Source organism: Micromonospora sp. NPDC047527 (assembly GCF_040643015.1).
Lineage (GTDB): Bacteria > Actinomycetota > Actinomycetes > Mycobacteriales > Micromonosporaceae > Micromonospora.
This window is the reverse complement of record NZ_JBEYTK010000002.1, coordinates 647,846-667,928: the sequence shown is the minus strand read 5'-3', so window position 1 is coordinate 667,928 and position 20,083 is coordinate 647,846. Positions and strand designations below refer to the sequence as shown.

Below are 20,083 nucleotides of genomic sequence, written 5' to 3'. Positions count from 1 at the left end.
GGAACCCCCGTAAATTGTCGCAGGTGAGCATTTCCTGGGCCGATTCGTACGTGGGGCAGCTACGCGCGCTCGCCGGGGACCGGACGCTGATGTTCGTCGGCGCCCGGGCCGTGGTCAGCGACAACGCCAAGCGCATCCTGCTGATCCAACGCTCGGACAACGGCCAGTGGGCCATGCCCGCCGGGGCGATGGAGTTGGGCGAGTCGATCGCCGACTGCGCCGTGCGGGAGGTCCGCGAGGAGACCGGGCTGCGGGCGCTGCGGGTCTGCGCGTTCGCCCTCTACACCGGCCCGGACCGGACCAGCACCAACATGTACGGGCACACGTACCAGGTCTTCACGACCGCCTTCAAGGTCGAGGAGTGGGACGGGCAGTTGGCCCGGACCACCGACGAGACCACCGACGCGGGCTTCTTCCCCCGCGACCGGTTCCCCGCCCCACTCTCCGCCTCGGTCAACGAAACCCTGGCCGACCTGGACGTCTTCGAGCAGACCAACCGGCTGATCCTCAAGTAGGCCGCGCCCGGCCCGGCGGGTGAGCGCCGGGCCTACTGCGGGTAGCGGACGCCGGCGAACGCCTCCTGGATCCAGTTCGGGTACGCGACGGGCAGCGTGGTGATCTCGTCGAGTTCGGTGAGATCCCGCGCGGTCAGCGTGAGGTCCGTGGCGGCGATGTTGTCCACCAACTGCTCCTGCTTGCGGGCACCGACGATCACGCTGGTCACGGCCGGCCGGGAGAGCAGCCAGGCGACCGCCACCCGGGCCGGGCTGACCCCGTGCCGGTCGGCGACGCCCTTGAGCACGTCGACCACTCCGAAGGCGTGCTCGGCGTCGAACGGCGTGAAGCTGGCGTACCCGGGCTGCGCGCTGCGCGAGCCGCTGTCGGCGACCGCGTTGTCCCGGCCGATCTTGCCGGAGAGGAAGCCGCCGGCCAGCGGGCTCCACACGGTCAATCCGACACCCTCGTCGAGCGCCATCGGCACCACGTCGCGCTCCACGTCCCGGCCCAGCAGTGAGTAGTAGGACTGCACCGAGACGAAGCCGGCCAACTTCTCCCGGGCGGAGATGCCCAGCGCCTTGGAGATCTGCCAGGCCGCGAAGTTCGCGCAACCGATGTAGCGGACCTTGCCCTGCTGCACCGCGTCGTCCAGCGCGCGCAGCATCTCCTCCATCGGGGTGACCTGGTCGAAGTTGTGGATCTGGTAAAGGTCGATGTGATCGGTGCCCAGCCGGCGCAGGCTGTCCTCCAGCGCCTGCATGATGTGCAACCGCGAGGTGCCGACGTCGTTCGGGCCGGGGCCCGTCCGGGCGTGCACCTTGGTCGCGAGCACCACGTCGCGTCGCCGCTTGCCGAGCGCCTGGCCGAGCAGCTCCTCGCTCTCGCCATCGCTGTACATGTCCGCGGTGTCGACGAAGTTGACGCCCGCGTCCAGCGCGGTGTCCACCAGCCGCTGGGCGTCGGGCAGCGGCAGCGCGCCCAGGCCGCCCCAGAGCGGGTGGCCGCTCCCGCCGAAGGTCATCGTGCCGAGGGAGATCTCGGAGACGTACACGCCGGTGTTCCCCAGCAGTCGGTACTTCACGTGCGTTGCTCCTCGTGGTGGGTCGGAGGCCGAGGTCAGGCACCTCGTGGTCACTATGTCGGACACTGTGTCCGGCAATTCAGCGTACGTCGCCGATCCCGCACCCAGCCACCTAGGATTCCGACCATGCCCTCGATCACCCGACGCCGCCCGCGCAACCCCGACGGTCGGGCCGCCGTCGAAGCACGGGTGCTGGCCGCCACCGAGCGGCTGCTCCAGCAGGGGGTCCGCTTCACCGACCTCGGCGTCCAGCGGATCGCCGCCGAGGCGGGGGTGGCACGGTCGACGTTCTACACCCACTTCCGGGACAAGAGCGAGCTGCTCATGCGCCTCGCGGGCACCATGCGCGAGACCTCCTTCGACCGGATCCGCGAGTGGGACCCGTCCGGGCCCGGTGACCAACTCGAATCACTCACCGAGGTCTTCGCCGACGTGATCCGGATCTACCGGACGTACGCCCCGGTGCTCGCCGCCATCAGCGAGGTCGCCGCGTACGACGAGGTGGTCCGGGAGTACTGGGCGGCCGGGCTGGGGCAGTTCGTGGCACGTACCGCCGCGGTCCTCGTGGCCGAGCAGCGGGCCGGGCGTATCCCCGCGAGCCTGGACACGGCGGCGGCGAGCCAGCTGATCGTGCTCGGCGGCGACCGGTTCCTCGCCCACCACGTCGCCACGGCCCCGGCCGAGCGCGAGGCGGACGCGGCGGCAGCCCGGGAGCTGGCCAGGATCTGGTGGTACGGCGCCTACCGCCGTCCCGCCTGAGGCCCGCCACCGTCGGCCGCCCCGACCTGGGCCAGGGCGGCCGACGGGTCAGATCATCGTCTGCGACTTGGCCTCCATGTCGGCGGCCGCCTCCTCCTTCGACTCGCGGGTGAGCGGCTTGCCGCCCGGTGCCGCAGCCTTACCGCCCAGCGGGTCGGCACCACCGGTGGCACCCTCGGGACCCGCACCCCGCAGGGTGCTGTTGGGCATCACCACGGTGACCAGCACCGCCACGATGGCGACCAGACCCGCGGTCAGGAAGACCAGGTGCAGCGAGTCGACGAACGACTCCTGGATGGCGGACCGCACCGCACCGGGCAGCGCCATGATCGTCCCCGGGTCGTTGATCGAGATGTTCGTGCCGCCGCTCGCCGCGACCGCCGCCTGCTGTTCCGGCGGAAGCTGGGCGATCGCCCCCGGCAGCCGGTCGGCCAACTGCGTGTTGAGCCGCGAGGAGAGCAGCGTGCCGAGAATCGCCACGCCGAACGAACCACCCAAGGATCGGAAGAACGTTGCCGAGGACGTACCAGCGCCCAGGTCGCGGACGGAGACCGCGTTCTGCACCGCCAGGACCAGCGACTGCATGCACAGCCCCAGGCCGACACCGATCACCACCATGAAGCCGAACGCCACCCAGAGCGAGGTGTCCACGTGCAGCCGGGTGAACAGCAACATGCCCAGCACGAGGGTCGCCGATCCGGCGACCGGGAACCACTTGTACCGGCCGATCCGGCTCATCGCCCTCCCGGTGAGGATCGACGTGACGATGATGCCGGCCATCATCGGCAGCATCAGCAGACCGCTGCGGGTCGGTGAGGCGCCCTTGACGATCTGCAGGTACAGCGGGATGAAGATGATCGACCCGAACATCACCAGACCGAGCACGAAGCCAGCCGAGTTGGCGAGGGCGAACGTGGCGCTGCGGAACAGCCGCAGCGGCAGGATCGGCTCGGCGACCCGGGCTTCCTGGAGCACGAAGAGCACGGCGAGCACCGCGCCCGCCACCAGCAGACCGATGATCACCCCGGAGCCCCACGGGTACTCGGTGCCGCCCCAACTCAACGCGAGCAGCAGGCAGCTCACCCCGGCGACCAGCAGAGCCGCGCCCAGCCAGTCGATCGCGTGGTTCCGGCGCTCGAACGGGATCAGCCGCATCACGTGGTAGCAGACCACGATGGCCAGGATCGCCAGCGGCACGTTGATGTAGAAGATCCACCGCCAGTCGGTCTCCGCGAAGTAACCGCCGACCAGCGGGCCGGCCACCGACGAGATGCCGAAGACAGCGCCGAACAATCCCTGGTAGCGGCCACGCTCCCGGGGTGACACGACGTCCGAGATGATGGTGAACGCCAACGTCAGCAGACCACCCGCGCCGAGGCCCTGGATGCCCCGGGTGACGATCAGCTGGGTCATGTTCTGCGACAACCCCGCCAGCAACGACCCGACCAGGAACGTGCCGATCGAGAAGAGGAACACCGGACGGCGGCCGTACAGGTCGGCCATCTTGCCGTACAGCGGAGTCGACGCCGTCGAGGCGAGCAGGTACGCGGTGACCACCCACGAGTAGTGGTTGATCCCGCCCAACTCACCGACGATGGTCGGCAGGGCCGTACCGACGATGGTCTGATCGAGTGCGGCCAGCAGCATGCCGGTCATCAGGCCGAGCATGAGCAGCCGGATCTGCCGACGATTCAACACCGGCGCGGCGGAGGCTTCGGTCATCCCGCCTTCTTTCCCGCGAGCAGCAGAACATGCCCCCGACCAGCAAACCCTTCTTGCTGATCAAGAGGTTCGCGTCAGATCAGGCGCGTGTCGTGACGCAAACCTCTTGATCAACGGGGTCAGGCCGTTGCGCAGGCCGCAGGGCCGCAGGTTTGTCGCGGGGGGTGTTGGGGACCCGGGGAGGCATGGCAGGAGCAGCAGCGGAACAGCGCCGGCTCGCCACCGTCGTGGAGAGCTGGCTCGGGCGCCCGGTCCTGATCGTCGGTGACGCCATGCTCGACGAGTGGCGGTTCGCCGACTCCGACCGGCTCTGCCGGGAGGCGCCCGCCCCGGTCCTCACCCTGCGCCGGCGGATCTCCGCTGCCGGCGGGGCGGCGAACACCGCGGTCAACGTCGCCACCCTCGGCGGACGGGCGGTCCTGGTGGCCCCGGTCGGCGCCGACGTGGCAGGCGACGAACTGCACGACTGTCTGGACCGCGCCGGCGTCTGGGACCGCACGGTCAGCCAACCCGGCCGGCCCACCCCGGTGAAGCGGCGGATGCTCGCCGGCAACCAGATCCTGCTCCGGGAGGACTCCGGCGACCCGGACGACGCCCTCGACCCGGACGGGGTGTCCCGGCTGCTCACGGCGCTGGACTGCGCCACCGAGGAGCTGCGGGCCGCCGCCGGCGGGGAGGCACCGACCCTGGTGGTCTGCGACTACGGCCTGGGTGCCCTGCCCGCGCCGGTCCGCGCCTGGCTGGTCGAGCAGCGGGAGCGGTACGCCACGGTCGCGCTGGACGCCCATGACCTCGCCGACTGGCGGGGCCTCGCTCCGACCGTGGTCACCCCCAGCTTCGCGGAGGCGACGAGGCTGCTGGCCCGTGCCGGCGGCGCGTCTCGCCCGACGAACGGCACCGACCTGCACCTGGAACACCCCGGCAGTGACCCGGCCGACGGGCCGTCAGAGCTGACCGTCGGCGCCGCGCCGGGTGGGACCCGCGCGGACGGCGTCGCGGTGGTCGGTGCGGACGCCAACGGCGACCGGCCCGGGCCGGTGGGCGAACCCACCGCCAGCGAGGGTCGGGTGGCGCTCACCGGCGACGGACTCAGCGTCACCGGCACCGGTGTCACAGTGAACACCGAGGCCGGTGCGGGCGTGGACCGGGCCGTGCTGGCCGAGTCGCGCCTGGCCGAGCTGCGTGCGCACACCGGCGCCGACGTGGTCGCGGTGACCCTGGACACCGAGGGCGCGGTGGTGGGCGGCGCCGATGGCGAGCGGCGGCGCAGCCACAGCACCCCGGTCCCGGCGAGCCACGCCGTGGGGGCCGGCGACGCGTACCTGGCGGCGATGACGCTGGCCCTGGCCGCCGACGCGCCGCTGCCCACCGCCGCCCAACTCGCCCAGCTCGCGGCCACCATCACCGTGTCCGACACCGGCACCTGCGTGTGCCTGCGCGACGACCTGCTCGCCGCCCTCGACATGCCACCGGAGACCAGCGGGCATCCGGCTGTGGTCGGCACCGACGAACTGGACGCGATCGTCGCCGGGCATCGCGACGCGGGACGGTCGGTGGTGTTCACCAACGGCTGCTTCGACGTGCTGCACCGAGGCCACGTGCGCTACCTGGAACAGGCCCGCGCCCTCGGCGACCTGCTCATCGTTGCGGTCAACTCGGACGGCAGCGTACGCCGGCTGAAGGGGCCGGACCGGCCGGTCAACCCGGTCGAGGACCGGGGCGCCCTGCTCGCCGCGCTGTCCTGCGTGGACCACGTGGTGGTCTTCGAGGAGGACTCGCCCGCCGCGCTGATCGAGGCGGTCCGGCCGGACGTGTACGTCAAGGGTGGGGACTACCCGCCGGAGCTGGTGCCGGAGGCCCCGCTGGTACGCCGGCTCGGCGGCCAGGTACGCACCCTGGGGTACGTGCCGGATCGGTCCACCTCGGCGATCATCGAGCGGATCCGGTCACACAGCCAGGATGCGTCGCCGCACGACACCGACCGGGAGCCCGACCCGTCGCTGAGCACCCGCACCCAACCGTCGTGAACCGGCCCCTCGACCTCGGCACCTCGGCGTCGTTCCGTACCGAACGGCTGGTCGACGTGCTGATCCCGACGCGTAACCGGCCCGCCGAGCTGGCGGTCACGCTGGCCGGGCTCGCCGCCCAGAACGGCGTACCCGGCTTCGGTGTGGTGGTCAGCGACCAGTCCGACGGGGAACCGGCGTACGCCCACCCCGCGGCGGCCACCATGGTCCGGGCGCTGCGGCACGGGGGTCACCCGGTGCTGCTGACCCGCCGCCTGCCCCGGCGTGGGCTGGCCGAACACCGCGCGTACCTGCTCGCCGCGTCGGCCGCCAGGTACGTGCTCAGCATCGACGACGACGTCTGGCTGGAGCCGGGGGCGCTGCACCGGCTCGTCACCGCCATCGAGGAGTTGGGCTGCGGGTTCGTCGGCAACGGGGTGCACGGGCTGTCGTACACCGACGACGTGCGGCCGGACACGCACGGGCACTACGAGGAGTGGACCGGCGCACCGACGCCGGAGCGGATCCGGCCGGGCACCGAGCAGTGGAACCGGGCGCGGATCCACTCGGCGGCGAACCTGCTGCACATCACCGCCCAGCTGGCGCTGCCGCCCGGCGCGTGGCGGGCGTACAAGGTCTCCTGGGTCGGCGGGTGCGTGCTCTACGACCGGGCCAAACTCGTCGACTCCGGTGGCTTCGACTTCTGGCGACGGGTGCAGGAGAACCACCAGGGCGAGGACGTGGCCGCCCAACTCGCGGTGCTGGCCCGGCACGGCGGCGCGGGTGTCCTGCCCAGCGGCGCGTACCACCTGGAGTCCCCCACCACGGTCACCGAGCGGGACGTGGAGGCGTGGGAGGTCGTCCTCGCCGACGAGGACACCCCGCAGCCGGCGTGACTACGGCGTGAGCAGCTCGCGGGCCGCTTCCAGCACCTCGGCCACCGGCACGTCGATGACGAACGAGTCCCGGTGCGGGCACTCGCCGTCGCCGGGCCGGTGCGGGTAGATGCCCGGCGTGCAGTCCACACCGCAGACCGGGCAGTGCACCGTCCAGGAGCAGATCGGCCGGTGCCGCCCGCGCAACGGGTTCGCTGTGTTGATCAGGTTGCCGACCCAGAAGATCCCCACCGTGGGGGCGCCCACCGAGGCGGCCAGGTGCAGCGGGCCGGTGTCGTTGGAGACGACCAGCGCGCAACCGGCATAGCAGCCGGCCAGCCCGCCGAGGCTCAACGTGCCAACCTGCGGCCGGACCGGCACCCCCGCCGCCGCGACCACCCGGTCCACCACCTCCCGCTCGGAGGGCGTGCCGGTGACCAGCACCTCGTAGCCGTCGCGGTGCAGCTCACCGGCCACCTCGGCGAAGCGCTCGGCTGGCCAGCGGCGACGGGTGTCGGTGGCGCCGGGGTGCAGCGCCACCCGGGGGCGGTCCGCCGGGCCGAGCACCCGGGCCGCCTCGGCCCGGTCGGCGTCGGTGACCGTCAGCGCCGGCACGATTGTGGTCGCCTCCGCGCCCACCAGGGCCACCACCTCCAGGTAGCGGATCACCTCGTGCTGGTAGTAGACGTAGCGGACCCACCGGTCCAGCGGCGGGGCGTCCTCGGCGCGCAGCCCGACGGTGACCCGGGCTCCGAGGCGGCTCATCAGCGGATTGGAGTTGGCGCCACCCCCGTGGATCTGCACCGCCAGGTCGAAGCCCTCACCACGGGCCGCCGCCACGAACTCGTCGACCGTCGACGCCGGCTCACCCGCCTCCGCGTCGCGGATCCCGCGCGCCGGCGGCACCACCAGCACCCGGTCCACCGGGCCGGGCCGGTCACACCAGAGCTTCGCGTGCCACGGCGCGCCGAGCAGCACGATCTCCGCCGAGGGGTACGCGGCGCGCAGCGCGTCCAACGCCGGCAGGGCGAAGATGAAGTCGCCGAGCGCGTTGGCCCGCAGCACCGCGATCCGCCGCACGTCGGGGACCAGCCCCGCCGTCAGGCCGAGCAGGGACGGGGTGACCACGCTGACCGCTACGGCCGGTCGATCTCGCCGACGGTGTCCGGGTGGTGCAGCTCCCGGTCCGCGGCGGGATCGCCCGGCATCGGCGTACCACCGGACAGGACGGTGGAGCGCGGCCCGGTGCGGCCGACGGTGATGGTGCGCGGCGTGGGCCGGGCCGCCCGCGGCAGGCGGACCCGCAGCAGGCCGTGGTCCATCACCGCGTCGATGCCGTCCGGGTCGACCCGGGACGGCAGGTCCACGCGGTACTCGAAGCCGCGCGTCTCGAAACCGCCCGGGATGCCCTGGTCGGCGTTGACCTCCGCCTCGGAGCGGGCTCGCACGCACAACTCCCGGTCGTCCAGCTCGACCGCCACCTCCTCCGGCGCCACCCCGGGCAACCGGACGACGACCTCCCAGCCGTCGGAGGTCTCGGTCAGCTCGACGTCGGACGCCCCGGCCCGACCGCCGACCAGCCGGCTCAGCTCGGCGCGCAGCGACTGCAGCTCACCCATCGGGTCCCAGCCCTGCTGCCGGCTCCGCCATCCCCGGCTGAAGCCGCCGGGCTGCTCACTCATCGCCCCTCACCGATCCGATGGGAGGTCGTGGAAGGCCGCAGTGAGCTGGGCGCGTCCAGATTCGCGTCACGGTCGACGCCCACACCGAGCCGGTCGACCAGCTCCCCGCCGAGCCAGGCGCTGCACCCGAGGATCGCCACAGCGACCACCTCGATGGCGATCAGCGCGCCACCGGCCGCCCGGGAATCGGCGTTGAGCCGGACCGCCCAGACGGCCGCGAAGAGCAGGATCACCGCGAGGTTGGCCCCGGCGTGCAGCACGCCCACCCGCTTGGCGCGGGTGCCCGTCGGAATCGCCAGCAGATCGAACGAGCCGGCCGCCGCGGCGAGCAGGCCGCCGATCAGGCCGACGGTGATGTTCCAGTACGCGACCTCGCCGAGGAAGTCGGGCCCACCGACCGCGTCGATCACGTCGAAGAGCACTGCGGTGACCAGCAGCGCGACCGGGAACATGACCAGCATCGGATGGACTGGGTGACCCAGCACCTTGAGTCGGCTCTCCATATCCCGGCCTCCACTGGTCGGCGTGCTGCGGACGGTGCGTGCGGCGGGCGCGTCGGGTGAGGCCCTACCCCGCGCGAGCGGGGACAAACCTCGCGCTGGTCACGCGGCCTAGGCTTGGCGATGGTGGCGTCCGTCACCCAGGTAAACGGTTGGGGGAGGATCACGTGACGGTGGAGATCACGTCGCACGAGGAGTTACGCGAGCTGCTCGGGGAGCCGCACCCCCGGGCCGCCAACAAGGATCGCGTCCGCCTGCACGAACGGGACCGGCAGTGGCTCGCCGCCGCGCCGTTCTGCCTGATCGCCACGGCCGGCGCGGACGGCAGTTGCGATGTGTCGCCCAAGGGCGACCCGGCCGGCTTCGCGCTGGTGTTGGACGACACCACCATCGCGCTGCCGGAGCGGCCGGGCAACAAGCGCGCGGACGGCTACCGCAACATCCTGGACAACCCGCACGTCGGGCTGATCTTCATGATCCCCGGGCGGACCGACACGCTGCGGATCAACGGTCGGGCCCGACTGGTGCGGGACGCACCCTGGTTCGACGACATGGTGGTCAAGGGGCACCGGCCGGTGCTCGCGGTGGTGGTGGAGGTCGAGCAGATCTTCTACCACTGCGCGAAGGCGTTCCTGCGGTCGTCGCTGTGGCAGCCGGAGACCTGGCAGCCCGACGTGTTGCCGGCCCGGGCGCGCCTCATCAAAGAGGTCGAGGCACCCGTGGAGAGCCTGGAAGAGCTGGAACGACACTACGGCCCGGAGTACGCCAAGACGATCTACTCCTGACGCGGGCGCCCGGGGTGGCACCCGCGCCGCCCCGGCAGCCCTCGCGTCTTGACGGCCGTCGAGCCGTCAGGTCGACCAGCCGGTGGGGTTGCCAAACGACTCCCGGGAGATGCCGGAGCCGGTCTGCGGCCAACCACCGAACCGGTCGTTGTGCAGGTGGGCGAAGAAATAGCACATGTCCTCGCAGTCGGCGTCCTCCAGAGCGAGAGCAGGGTTGGCGCGGACGGCCTCGTAGTAGGCCCGGCCGAGGGCGACGATGAAGCCCCGGCAGTAGAGGAAGCCGTCGTCCGAGCCGTCGGTCACCTCGTGGATGTCCTCCCGGTCGATGTCGTAGAGCTTGCGCTCCACCACCCGGTCGAGGTCGGTCAACTCCTGCGCGGACAACTCGTCGCTGAGGGCGCCGAGGCGGGCGATGAACGGGGCCAGCCAGTCGTCGATCGCGTAGAACCGCGCATCGTCATCGTCGCTGTCGGGATCACGCTCGACGAGGGCCCGGCGCAGCGCCAGCGCCTCCGCGTCGAGCCCGGCCCACGCCGACTCGATGAGCGCCCACAGTCGGGCCTCGTCGGCGGCGGTGGGCAACATGCCGGTGGCATCGGTGGTCACTGTCACGACCGGACCGTATCCGGCACCACCGACAGTCCTGCCGGGTCTGGCCGCTACTCAGCGGACACCATCCACAGGTGACCGTCCGGGTCGGCGAACGCCCCCGCGTACCCCCAGGGCTGTGCTGTTGGCTCGGTGACCACCTCGGCGCCGGCGGCGCGGGCCCGCTCGACGATCGCGTCCGCGTCAGCGGGAGAGGCGACGTCGAGGCTGAGCACGCACTCACTCTGACCCCGCGTGGCGACCTCGTGCGGGCCGATCACCCAGCCGAAGCCGCCGGTCGGGATGAGCATCAGCCGCAACCCGTCGTTGACCACGAACTGCAACGGCTCCGGCAGACCGTCGTCGGCCAACTCCCCCACCGCCTCCAGGCCGAGGCCGTCGGAGTAGAAGCGGTGTGCGGTCGCGCGATCGGCGATGGGCAGGCTGACTGTCACGGGGGCGTACGTCATGGCATCGGCTCCAGGATGTCCGGCGGATGGTCTCTCCAGGATGGACGTCGTCGGAGACACGAACTCATCGGCGCGGGCCCGGGTCGGACCGGACGCCGCGCCACCGGTCGTCGGTCTAGCGTGGCCGTCGGTCTAGCGTGGCCGTCATGAGCGAGGACGGCTGGCTGGCGGACACCCGCACCTCCTACGACACGGTCGCCGACAGTTACGCGTACCTGCTGCGCGGTCTCCTGGCCGAAGCGCCCTACGAACGGGCGGCCTTCGCCCTGTTCGCTGACCTCGTCCGGGCAGCCGGTGACGGAGCGGTCGCGGACGTCGGCTGCGGATCGGGGCGCATCACCGCGCACCTGCACGGGCTCGGCATCGACGCCTTCGGCATCGACCTCTCACCCGCGATGATCGACGTGGCCCGGCGCGATCATCCCGGCCTGCGGTTCGAGGTGGGCTCCATGACCGACCTCCCGCTGGCCGAGGGCTCGGTCGCCGGCCTGCTGGCCTGGTATTCGCTGATCCACATCCCCGAGGACCAGATCGGCGCGGTCCTGGCGCACTTCCGGCGGGCGCTGCGTCCCGGCGGCCCGCTGCTGCTCGGCTTCCACGTGGGCGACGAGACCACCCTCAAGACGCAGGGGTACGGCGGCCACCCGATGAACGTCCACGTGCACCGCCGTCAGCCAGCCCAGGTGGCGGCCTGGCTGCACGACGGCGGCTTCACGGTCGAGGCGCAGACGACAGTCGTCTCGCCCGAGAGTCGGCTCGGCGGGATCGTCTTCGCGCGCCGCGACCCGTGACGGACCGCCCGCCTCCGGCAGGTCCCCGAAAGGCCAGGCGAACGCGCGCGACGGGGTACGCGTGCGGCTGCTGCCGCCCGACGTGATTCGGGTCATCGGGGGTAGCGAGTTCTCCCTAGACTGAGCGGCCACCAGCGTGGCGCGGTCGCCCTCGACCGGTGCACGGCCGGATCGCCGAGCACCGGGGGCAGATCGGGTGGCGACGCTGTGCCGCACTTTCACAGGGGGTGGGTCGGTGGGTCCTCGGCTGCGGGGCGTCGCGGTGCTACTGCTCGGCGCGGTGCTGCTGGGCACGGTCGGCCTGAGCGCCGGTTCCTGGTACGGCGGACGCGGCGCCACACCACTCAGCCATGACCAGACGGAGAGCATCGCGGCCGAACTGCTCCCTGACGCGGAGGTGACCGGCGGGGTGATGATCGCACGCGGCTATCGGTACGGCACCTTCCTGGCGGATGACGACTTCGGCTCCATTCACGCGGAGTTCCAGTACGGCGACCGCGCCAACTGCCCGCTCTCCGACCAACTGCGGCACAACGCGGCGACGCGAGGATGGCAGGGCCTCCATCGTTTACCGAACGCCCCATGTGACGGCTTGCGGGTCACACGGGACGGAGTGACGGCCACGCTGACCCACGGGACCAACGGGTCGAGGCTGAGCATCGCACCGTCCGCGCCGGACGGGTACCTCGCCACCACGGTCGCTGGCACGCTCCTCGGCGCCGCCGCCGGCGCCGCGCTGTTCTGGCTGGGGGTGCGGCGACGGCGGCCCGTACCCATCCTGGTCGTCACGCTCGTGGCAGTCGGCCTCTTCCCGGGCATTGCCCTCACCTGGGCGGACCTCACGGACGGCCTCGCCGAGCCGGTGTGGCCCATCTGGCCGGCACTGGCTCCCGTGCTGGTGCCGCTGTGGCTCGTTGTCCTGCTGGCGGGGTTCATCGTGTTCGCGAGGCGACGGAACGCGGCGTCGGCCCGCGATGCGAACGAGGTGCGGACCACCGAAACGGTGTGATCGACCAGCGGAACCGGCGAGGGCGCGTCCCTGTGGAAACGGGCCGCCGCTCCGGGCCTACGAGGAGGAGTGCCCGGCGGATCCGCGTGCGGCAACAGCCTGTCGGTGGGCCGCGCTGCCCTCGCGATAGAACAGGTAGCCGCCGTGGTGCAGGACATCCCCCTCGAAGCGGCCGTCGGCGGTGAACCCGGTGTCATCCCAATAGTCGATGTGGTCGCCGGTCACCTCGTACCGGCCGGTGTAGGCACTGTCCCGGTGCCCACGTGCCTCGTCGTATCGCCCGTTGGCCAGCAACTCCTGCCGGATCTGGTTGTCGGCGGTGACCCACATCCCGACGTACCCGTGGGTGGTGGTTTCGGTGGTCGAGGGCCGCGCCGTTGCCTGCGCGGGTAGTGGCGCGGACGGTGTCTCCGTCCCGCAGGCGGTGAGCGCCGCCGTAGCGAAGAAGGTGGCAACCACCTTGCGTTGATCGATACCGGACATGTCAGCCTCGCTGCCGGGTCGGACGGATGATGATTTCGTTGACGTCGACGTCCGCCGGCTGGTCGACAGCGAACGAGATGGCCCGCGCGATGGCATCCGGCGAAATCGAGTTCTTGCGGTACTCCTTCATGGCCGCACGGGCGACCGAATCGGTGATCGACTCGGCCAACTCGGACTCGACGACGCCGGGCGTGATCGTGGTGACCCGCAGGCTCGGGTCAGCCTCCAGACGTAGACCCTCGGTGATCGCCCACGCCGCGAACTTCGTCGCCGAGTACACCGCGGAGGTCGGCACCACCTCGTGGGCGCCGACGGAGGCGACGGTGATCAGGTGACCGCTGCCCTGCCGCTGGAAGACCGGCAGGACGCCGGCGATGCCGTGCAGCAGGCCCCGCACGTTGACATCCAGCATCTGGTCCCACTCATCCACCAGCAACGCGTCGAGCCGGGACAGCGGCATCAGGCCCGCGTTGTTGACAATCACGTCGACCCGCCCGAACTCGGCGACCGCACTGTCGACGAACGCCGCGACGTCGCCACGGTCGGTCACGTCGAGCCGTCGTACCCGGATGTTGTCGTGGTGTTCGGCGAGCGCGGCAAGCCGATCTCGCCGCCGGGCGCCCGCGACCACGTGATGTCCCTCGCGGGCCAGGCGCAGCGCGACCGCCTCGCCGATTCCGCTGCTCGCGCCGGTCACCAGAACGACCTTGTTTGTGGATTCCATGAATCCACCTTCCAAGTTCCGGCGGCCGTCAACCAGGGTGTGTCACACCCCGGCAGACCGCCCTGCCGGCCGGCCGTGCGTGGCAATGTCGCGGCCGTGGATGGCACCGATCCGCTCGACGACTATCGCGTGCGCGGCGTGAGATAACGATGCCGGAGTTTGTGGCATCCGGTCAGCGCCGGAGCCCGGGAAACGGCGAAGCCCAGGTCTATGACCTGGGCTTCTGTACCGAGCCGCCTGACGGAATCGAACCGTCGACCTACGCATTACGAGTCGGTTGCCTGGCGCTGGTCCACCGCCTGGTACTCCTGCGCACCTTGGCGTCCCGGTCCACGATCGTCCGCTCATGTTCGCTGGTTTGGCTGCTCGCTTGGCTGCTTAACGGGATCCACCCGCGCCTGCCGCCTCCTACACGGCTGCTCGCTCGGGGCGCGATATCACCAATGCAGCGATGTCTCGTCTGGAGAAGCGTCCCGGGACGTTCAGCCCGGCCCGAGCCGCGGAGTGGAAGTTGTTCAGGGCAGTTACCCACTTGTCGGCCTGGCCCTGCCAAACCTGTTCATCCAGCTTCATGCCTTGCCGGGCGGTTTGCGCAAGCTGCCACGTAGCGCGGTTCAGCTCGTGGGCGGCTTCGATGGTGTCGCCGTCTGCGAGCAGGGGTAACGCCTCGAACGCCTCGGCTCGGCGCCCCTCAGCCTCTCCTAGCTGCTGAAGCAATCCGGCAAGATCGGTCTCGGGCGCACCATCGATGCGGGGTTGATGAACCTGGATGGCGACGGTACCCGCCAGCTTCGCTGCCAAGACGTAGGACAGACAGGCATCAAGCCGGCGCTGATCCCAGCGAACCCTAAGCTCTCTGGCAAACCTGTCTCGATCCGCTAGCCTGCCAACGAGGTACGTAGCCGCTGATCCTGCAAGCACCGCGACGACAGTCGTTAGTGCGGTAACTACTTGAGTCATCGCCACCTGGCCCTTCGCTCCCTCGGCTAGGAAGGTAGCGATGCTTGTCAAACCCATGTGCAGGCAGACAGGTCGACTGCGACGCCTCGCTTACAAGCTCTGTGCATCACGTCCGCGCACGTCCGGAAGCGGCTGCACGCTCGGCGCTTCGTCCATGCCGGCACCCGTTAGGGTGCAGCCGTCCGACGCGGTTGCTGTCAGCGTTGCTGTCGACAGCCGTTCCTCGTAGAGAGCCAGGCCGCCCCGCTGGGGGAACCTGCTCTCCTCAGCTGGTGAATGTCAGCAGGTACCGTCCTGTTCGCTCAAGCACCGCCCAACTGCCACTAAACAACGCAACCAACCCTCATCACGTCGGTTGTCGACGGCTATATCGACATCCACTAATTCAGTGTGTGCGGATCATCGAATAGGGCGTCATCATCAAGGGGAACTTCGCCTGCCCGGAGGCTGACACCGGAAGCCTCTACCCTTTCTAGGAAGTCTCGGTGCGCGCGCTTCGTGAAGTCTAGGAGTTCGTGCCAGGTCCGGTGAGACACGCGAGGATCCGAATTTAGAGACGAAAGCGATACTGGACTGAGTCTATCAATGTAGTCCGAGACAAACGTCAGCCGTCGGATGGGGAACTGGTCGCCAAGCTCCTTGTTATCGTCAAGGAATTTCGTTAGCGCAGCAAGGTAGCCGAATCCGCGTTGATACTCTTCGTCCGTTAAGTGGTACTCAAGGCGCTTGATCTCAACGATCCAGAGAACTCCGGCGTCGTTGAGCATAACGAAGTCAGGCTCTTTCCGCTCATTGTCGATGGCAGACGTAACGACCGACTTTCGGAATACCTTCTCATACCAAATCTCAAAGCTCGCCCGCACTCGCTTCAGCGACTCATTCATCCCGAGGGGCGTCCACTCTGGGGCCAACAACCAAGGTGCCTGCTCGATCAGCTCTTGCAGCGGCCTCTCAAGCGTTCTGCCGTTGGCAACCAATTCTTCCAACTTCGTAATCACGTCGAGTCGCTCCTCAGCCACCTGGCCGAGGGAGTACATCTCAACTAGACGAGCCCTTTGGAAAAGCGCCATGACCGCGTCAACCGTCGTTGCTGTTGTTTCGGAAACTTCCCTAAGGGTTCCAAGGAGCGTCTGGTGTGGGCCAATCGAGAAGGCAAGGTCAGTTAGCCGGTCGACATGGTCTTGGTCTTGCAGAGCTTCCGGATCGATATCCTTCACGAGCAGCTTTGCCGCCTCGGTCACGGAGTGTTTCAGCTCCGGTTCGTTCGGCGCTGCTTGGTCAAGCCGCTTCTTCAGATCAGATTTCTTTTCAAATTCGGCCCACCGTTCTTTCTTCATCGCTTCAGCGCCACGCTTAGCGAGAGTCTTAATCACCTTCTGTCCCCAGATCCGCAGCGCCTCGCCTTGATCCGAATGCCAGATGATGTCCTGCCGGTCAGACCGCACTAGGTCGTCTTCTTGGTCCAGCCATTCGGCATGAATTTCACCTACAAGGTATGACCTAAGGGTGTATTCGCCAGTGAAGCCCGCGCCGATATCGAAATCGCGCGTCTGCGCGACGATCTTCCCTCGGGCATAAATACGAACGCCCGCCATTGCCGGGTCCTTATACGGCTTTTTCGAGTAAGCCACAAAGCCCGTGACGGGAAAAAAGTTTTCTTCATACTTCACCGGCAGATCAGAGACGTCCGTATAGGTATCGTCCATAAAATCAATCTTCAACGTGCCTAGCTCGAAGGATTGCTCCTCCTGGAGCGAGTTGACGACTCTGACCATCCAGTCAGTGCGGCTGAGGCCGAAGCGAGCCGAAAGCTGCCTATCAAGCTCGTCGCGACTGGGAACACGCTTCCTGAAGAAATCTCTAAGCTTAACGGTCGTACCCGGATCCTTAAAGAAGGTTCCATCAAGTCCACCCGGTTCCGGGTTGTATTCGTCATCCGTGTCGGCAAGCATTTCCGACAAACGCATAACGATATGTGACACCCTATAGCCTTGAGGGGTTTTATCGCCTCCGGCGGTGATCACCTCAACAGTCTCGCAAATTCCAAACGGAGCAAGCTTGCCAATACCCTTGCGGCCCATCACGGGCCGATGACGGTCGCGGGACTTGTCGCTACCCGTTCGCTTCCTCCGGTCTGCGCCAACTGAGAGATAGTGCCTATTCAGCTCCTCCGAAGTCATCCCATGGCCGTCATCCACAATTAGGATTTCGTGCCCTTGCCCGTGCCCATCGACTCCACCGGCCTCATCGCTGCTGAGCAGCGAGCCTTGCGGGTCTGCTACTTCGGTCGCCCTCTGCGGCCCGTCGCCGTCTTCGGCGGGTTTGATGTGATCACCCGGACCGGACTTGCCAGAACGGGCAAGTAGCGTTCCCCAAGGCAGGGTGATGGTTACCGTTTCTGCATCCGCGTCGTAGGAGTTCGCGATGAGTTCAGCAAGAACCGCCGTGACTCGGTCGTAGAGCTTGATGCCAAGCTTATCGATCGTAAGCCGGCTGATCTTCATGGTGTACTTGGGTGCTGCGGGTGCCTGGTCAGCCGCCGAGCGCGCAGCTGGCACCTGCCGGCCACCTTGAGCTCCCATGGCATCGCCCGGTTGCAGAGGTCCGCCTGCGCGGTCGTGTCCCCCAGGTTGATAGGTCTCGTCCACTGGACCTCCTCGCCGTTAGAACCTGCATCCTGTCCGATCAGGAGCGAGCCCGCTACCCCGCTGTGCACTGTCCACTACGGCGCGTGGGGTACACGGCACTCCCTTGATCAGGTAGCATCCCGGCCGTGACCCGCCTAACATGCGTCGACTTGTTCGCCGGCGCCGGGGGCGCCACTGAGGGACTTCGGGTGGCAGGGTTTGACGTCATCGGGGCTGTGGAGATTGACTCCGATGCCGCTGCTTCTTATAGAGCCAATCATCCTGATGTCAAGCTTTGGGACCGCGATATTCGGTTGCTCACCGCCGCCGGCATGCTCCGAGAGTTGGGTCTAGATGCGGGGGAGCTGACGCTTCTGAAAGCTTGTCCGCCCTGTCAAGGATTCTCGTCGCTGGGTCCCGGCGGCGATTCGGCTGAAGCGAGCGACCGCAACGACCTAGTCCTCGATGTGATTCGCTTCGTCCGAGCCTTTAAGCCTTCCGCAGTGCTACTTGAGAACGTGCCAGGGCTTGAGAAAGACGCGCGTTTCAGTCGCGTTCAGATGGCCCTACGCAAGCTTGGTTATCAGATCAAGACCTTCCGTCTTGATGCTGCTTGGGTCGGAGTGCCCCAGCGGAGACGGCGATTGATTATGCTGGCGATTCGGGGCCGACGTAAGCCTCTCCCCGACGCGCTCTCTGATCTGCTCGGAGAGTGGTTCGTGGAGAAGCCCACGACGGTCCGGACCGCCTTAGAGCAGCTTTCCGCCACGCTGCAAGCAGGCGGCGACCTTGACAGGCACCGCGTTCACTCGGCAAAGGTCCTCGCCCGCATCAAAGCCGTCCCTGTTGGAGGCAATCGTTTCGATCTGCCGCCGGAACATCGGTTGGCTTGCCATGAAAACCTACGCGTTAGGAACGCAACGGCCTCCTATGGTCGGGTACGTATGGACGAGCCCGCGCCGACAATGACTACCAGGTGCGCGACTCCGGCATGTGGCTCATTCATTCATCCAACCGAGCATCGGGGCCTCACGCTCCGCGAGGCGGCAGCTTTTCAAACGTTTCCGCCGACCTACACGTTCAAGGGCAACTTTGGCTCGATCGAACGGCAAATAGGAAATGCAGTCCCGGTTCGTATGGCTGCGGCTCTAGGGGCGACTGTTCGCCGCCTACTTCACGATAGTCCTGGTCGCTAGTCGAATGACGGATAGGCCAACACACCTTGGCCATCTTTCATCCCGTCTGCCATCGACCCGCCCTCTTGGGGAGCGGGCCGCCGCCCGGCCCGCCACGTCAAGCGGACCTTGACGGTTCGTACGGACGCTGGCGGGTCGGGCGGTGGTCTGCTCGGCTCGCCCGGGTTGATGGCAGGCGGGATGGCCTACCGCAACCACCCACGGACCGCAACTCGCCGACGCAGCTTCGGCCATCCTGGAGCCGGAGCGCCCCCGCCGGAGGCGCACTAACCGCAGCCCCGTCACCCGCCGCCAGCTCGCCGACGCGGCTGGCGTGCGCTCTCCTACGCCGCGCGGGTTGGCCGCGCGGCCCGGCCGGCTGCCGGCCCACCACGCACCGGTCAAAATCCTGTCCCTTCTGCGGCGGCCCTCAGGGTTTTCCGCTCTCCGCGCCAGCCGCCGGGCATCAGGCGTGACGGCCGCAGAGCGACAGCGGCAGCGGCCGGCGCGCGCCCAGGCGGCGGCGCGTGCGGCCCGTTCAGGGCCGCCTTGAAGACGTACAGAAAGGCCTCCGCCCTGGAAGCTCGCTGGCTCATCGGGATCGCGCTCGGGCTCCGCCAAGGCGAGGTCTTGGGACTGCGGTGGGATGACATCGACCTCACCGCTGGAACGCTCCGCGTGCGAGGACAGCTACAGCGTGACCCTGACACGGGCGCTCTGGTCTTCGTGGAAACCAAGACTGCCCGGTCTCGCCGAACTCTTCCGCTGCCACCCACGGTGCTCACGGCACTTCGCCGCCACCAGGAACACCAGGCAGCGGAACGGTTCGACGTCGACAACTGGGCTGACCCAGGTTTGGTCTTTGCCACGTCCGTCGGCACACCCATCCACCCGCGTAACGACTACCGGTCGTTCCGGGAAATCATCCGGCGGGCCGGCCTACGGCAGGTTCGTCTTCACGACCTGCGGCACACGGCAGCCAGCGTCCTTCTCGCCCAGGGCGTGCCCGCCCGCGTGGTCATGGAGATCCTCGGTCACTCTCAGATCAGCGTCACTCTCAACATCTACGCCCACGTGGCCCCTGAGGTGGCTCGGGAAGCTGCGGCACGGCTGGAGGGCGCGCTGTGGTCCGGTGAGTAGGTTGGCTGCTCGCTTGGCTGCTCGACCTCGCGACGGTAAGCAAAAGGCCCAGGTCATGATCGGCGATCAAGCCGGTGACCTGGGCCTTTCAGTGGAGCCGCCTGACGGAATCGAACCGTCGACCTACGCATTACGAGTGCGTCGCTCTAGCCGACTGAGCTAAGGCGGCAACGATCAGCAAGTGTACGGCACCCCCGGCGGTGGGCCG

Annotated in this window: 20 protein-coding genes and 1 tRNA gene; 9 read left to right on the top strand and 12 right to left on the bottom strand. The window is 68.6% G+C overall.

What is annotated here, in order from left to right:
* The first annotated feature begins 23 nt into the window (after positions 1-23).
* Positions 24-515: an NUDIX domain-containing protein gene (locus ABZ808_RS11975; protein WP_357004170.1), complete on the top strand. Its 492-nt coding sequence runs from the start codon at positions 24-26 to the stop codon at positions 513-515.
* A 32-nt stretch (positions 516-547) separates the two neighbouring features.
* Here ABZ808_RS11975 and ABZ808_RS11970 read toward each other — a convergent pair whose 3' ends face one another.
* Positions 548-1,579: an aldo/keto reductase gene (locus ABZ808_RS11970; RefSeq protein ID WP_357004167.1), complete on the bottom strand. Its 1,032-nt coding sequence runs from the start codon at positions 1,577-1,579 to the stop codon at positions 548-550.
* Between the two features lie 126 nt (positions 1,580-1,705).
* On the opposite strand from ABZ808_RS11970, the gene ABZ808_RS11965 reads away from it, so the two are divergent.
* Positions 1,706-2,338: a TetR/AcrR family transcriptional regulator gene (locus ABZ808_RS11965; RefSeq protein WP_357004164.1), complete on the top strand. Its 633-nt coding sequence runs from the start codon at positions 1,706-1,708 to the stop codon at positions 2,336-2,338.
* 48 nt (positions 2,339-2,386) lie between these two features.
* Here the strand turns inward: ABZ808_RS11965 and ABZ808_RS11960 are convergent, their stop codons facing one another.
* On the bottom strand, positions 2,387-4,060 hold the full coding sequence (locus tag ABZ808_RS11960; protein ID WP_357004161.1) for an MDR family MFS transporter: 1,674 nt from the start codon (positions 4,058-4,060) through the stop codon (positions 2,387-2,389).
* A gap of 185 nt (positions 4,061-4,245) precedes the next feature.
* Between ABZ808_RS11960 and rfaE2 the strand changes: the two genes are divergently transcribed.
* Positions 4,246-6,087, top strand: coding sequence for a D-glycero-beta-D-manno-heptose 1-phosphate adenylyltransferase (gene rfaE2 / locus ABZ808_RS11955; protein ID WP_357004157.1), 1,842 nt, complete (start codon positions 4,246-4,248; stop codon positions 6,085-6,087).
* The gene (locus ABZ808_RS11950) at positions 6,084-6,962 is read left to right on the top strand and encodes a glycosyltransferase (protein ID WP_357004154.1); all 879 of its coding nucleotides are present in this window, start codon (positions 6,084-6,086) and stop codon (positions 6,960-6,962) included. The genes rfaE2 and ABZ808_RS11950 overlap by 4 nt, the downstream gene beginning before the upstream one ends.
* Here ABZ808_RS11950 and ABZ808_RS11945 read toward each other — a convergent pair whose 3' ends face one another.
* The 3 genes from ABZ808_RS11945 to ABZ808_RS11935 are packed head-to-tail and all read right to left on the bottom strand — an operon-like array spanning position 6,963 to position 9,126.
* Positions 6,963-8,069, bottom strand: a complete 1,107-nt coding sequence (locus tag ABZ808_RS11945; protein ID WP_357004150.1) for a glycosyltransferase family 9 protein — start codon at positions 8,067-8,069, stop codon at positions 6,963-6,965.
* A gap of 8 nt (positions 8,070-8,077) precedes the next feature.
* Positions 8,078-8,623 (bottom strand): Hsp20/alpha crystallin family protein, encoded by a 546-nt coding sequence (locus ABZ808_RS11940; RefSeq protein ID WP_357004147.1) that lies wholly within the window; start codon positions 8,621-8,623, stop codon positions 8,078-8,080.
* Entirely contained in the window at positions 8,620-9,126 is a 507-nt protein-coding gene (locus ABZ808_RS11935) for a DUF2231 domain-containing protein (protein ID WP_357004144.1), read from the bottom strand. The genes ABZ808_RS11940 and ABZ808_RS11935 overlap by 4 nt, the downstream gene beginning before the upstream one ends.
* Positions 9,127-9,290: 164 nt before the next feature.
* On the opposite strand from ABZ808_RS11935, the gene ABZ808_RS11930 reads away from it, so the two are divergent.
* Positions 9,291-9,908, top strand: coding sequence for a pyridoxamine 5'-phosphate oxidase family protein (locus tag ABZ808_RS11930; protein ID WP_357004141.1), 618 nt, complete (start codon positions 9,291-9,293; stop codon positions 9,906-9,908).
* Positions 9,909-9,974: 66 nt separating this feature from the next.
* Here the strand turns inward: ABZ808_RS11930 and ABZ808_RS11925 are convergent, their stop codons facing one another.
* Entirely contained in the window at positions 9,975-10,520 is a 546-nt protein-coding gene (locus tag ABZ808_RS11925) for a DUF4240 domain-containing protein (RefSeq protein ID WP_357004138.1), read from the bottom strand.
* A gap of 47 nt (positions 10,521-10,567) precedes the next feature.
* Entirely contained in the window at positions 10,568-10,966 is a 399-nt protein-coding gene (locus ABZ808_RS11920; protein ID WP_357004135.1) for a VOC family protein, read from the bottom strand.
* A 146-nt stretch (positions 10,967-11,112) separates the two neighbouring features.
* Here ABZ808_RS11920 and ABZ808_RS11915 point away from each other — a divergent pair, with 146 nt between their 5' ends.
* Both ABZ808_RS11915 and ABZ808_RS11910 read left to right on the top strand, forming a co-directional pair.
* Positions 11,113-11,757: a class I SAM-dependent methyltransferase gene (locus ABZ808_RS11915; RefSeq protein WP_357004132.1), complete on the top strand. Its 645-nt coding sequence runs from the start codon at positions 11,113-11,115 to the stop codon at positions 11,755-11,757.
* 262 nt (positions 11,758-12,019) lie between these two features.
* Positions 12,020-12,766 carry a hypothetical protein gene (locus ABZ808_RS11910; protein WP_357004129.1) on the top strand — a complete coding sequence of 249 codons (747 nt, stop codon included), beginning with the start codon at positions 12,020-12,022 and terminating at the stop codon, positions 12,764-12,766.
* Positions 12,767-12,823: 57 nt separating this feature from the next.
* Here the strand turns inward: ABZ808_RS11910 and ABZ808_RS11905 are convergent, their stop codons facing one another.
* The 4 genes from ABZ808_RS11905 to ABZ808_RS11890 form a co-directional block, all read right to left on the bottom strand.
* On the bottom strand, positions 12,824-13,249 hold the full coding sequence (locus tag ABZ808_RS11905) for an Atu4866 domain-containing protein (protein ID WP_357004127.1): 426 nt from the start codon (positions 13,247-13,249) through the stop codon (positions 12,824-12,826).
* A 1-nt stretch (position 13,250) separates the two neighbouring features.
* Positions 13,251-13,973, bottom strand: coding sequence for an SDR family oxidoreductase (locus ABZ808_RS11900; protein ID WP_357004125.1), 723 nt, complete (start codon positions 13,971-13,973; stop codon positions 13,251-13,253).
* A gap of 408 nt (positions 13,974-14,381) precedes the next feature.
* The gene (locus tag ABZ808_RS11895; protein ID WP_357004123.1) at positions 14,382-14,774 is read right to left on the bottom strand and encodes a hypothetical protein; all 393 of its coding nucleotides are present in this window, start codon (positions 14,772-14,774) and stop codon (positions 14,382-14,384) included.
* 539 nt (positions 14,775-15,313) lie between these two features.
* Positions 15,314-17,581 (bottom strand): ATP-binding protein, encoded by a 2,268-nt coding sequence (locus tag ABZ808_RS11890; protein ID WP_357004121.1) that lies wholly within the window; start codon positions 17,579-17,581, stop codon positions 15,314-15,316.
* A 125-nt stretch (positions 17,582-17,706) separates the two neighbouring features.
* Between ABZ808_RS11890 and ABZ808_RS11885 the strand changes: the two genes are divergently transcribed.
* A complete protein-coding gene (locus tag ABZ808_RS11885) occupies positions 17,707-18,756 on the top strand; it encodes a DNA cytosine methyltransferase (protein ID WP_357004119.1) in 1,050 nt (349 codons plus the stop codon).
* A 528-nt stretch (positions 18,757-19,284) separates the two neighbouring features.
* Positions 19,285-19,875 (top strand): site-specific integrase, encoded by a 591-nt coding sequence (locus ABZ808_RS11880; RefSeq protein WP_357004116.1) that lies wholly within the window; start codon positions 19,285-19,287, stop codon positions 19,873-19,875.
* A gap of 92 nt (positions 19,876-19,967) precedes the next feature.
* Here ABZ808_RS11880 and ABZ808_RS11875 read toward each other — a convergent pair.
* Positions 19,968-20,044, bottom strand: a tRNA-Thr gene (locus tag ABZ808_RS11875).
* Between the last annotated feature and the right edge of the window lie 39 nt (positions 20,045-20,083).

What these genes read in the sequence shown, in the direction of transcription:
- ABZ808_RS11965 (WP_357004164.1), top strand. Translation starts at nt 1,706, where the DNA reads ATGCCCTCGATCACCCGACGCCGCCCGCGCAACCCCGACGGTCGGGCC.
- ABZ808_RS11960 (WP_357004161.1), bottom strand. Translation starts at nt 4,060, where the DNA reads ATGACCGAAGCCTCCGCCGCGCCGGTGTTGAATCGTCGGCAGATCCGG.
- rfaE2 (WP_357004157.1), top strand. Translation starts at nt 4,246, where the DNA reads ATGGCAGGAGCAGCAGCGGAACAGCGCCGGCTCGCCACCGTCGTGGAG.
- ABZ808_RS11940 (WP_357004147.1), bottom strand. Translation starts at nt 8,623, where the DNA reads ATGAGTGAGCAGCCCGGCGGCTTCAGCCGGGGATGGCGGAGCCGGCAG.
- ABZ808_RS11935 (WP_357004144.1), bottom strand. Translation starts at nt 9,126, where the DNA reads ATGGAGAGCCGACTCAAGGTGCTGGGTCACCCAGTCCATCCGATGCTG.
- ABZ808_RS11920 (WP_357004135.1), bottom strand. Translation starts at nt 10,966, where the DNA reads ATGACGTACGCCCCCGTGACAGTCAGCCTGCCCATCGCCGATCGCGCG.
- ABZ808_RS11915 (WP_357004132.1), top strand. Translation starts at nt 11,113, where the DNA reads ATGAGCGAGGACGGCTGGCTGGCGGACACCCGCACCTCCTACGACACG.
- ABZ808_RS11905 (WP_357004127.1), bottom strand. Translation starts at nt 13,249, where the DNA reads ATGTCCGGTATCGATCAACGCAAGGTGGTTGCCACCTTCTTCGCTACG.
- ABZ808_RS11900 (WP_357004125.1), bottom strand. Translation starts at nt 13,973, where the DNA reads ATGGAATCCACAAACAAGGTCGTTCTGGTGACCGGCGCGAGCAGCGGA.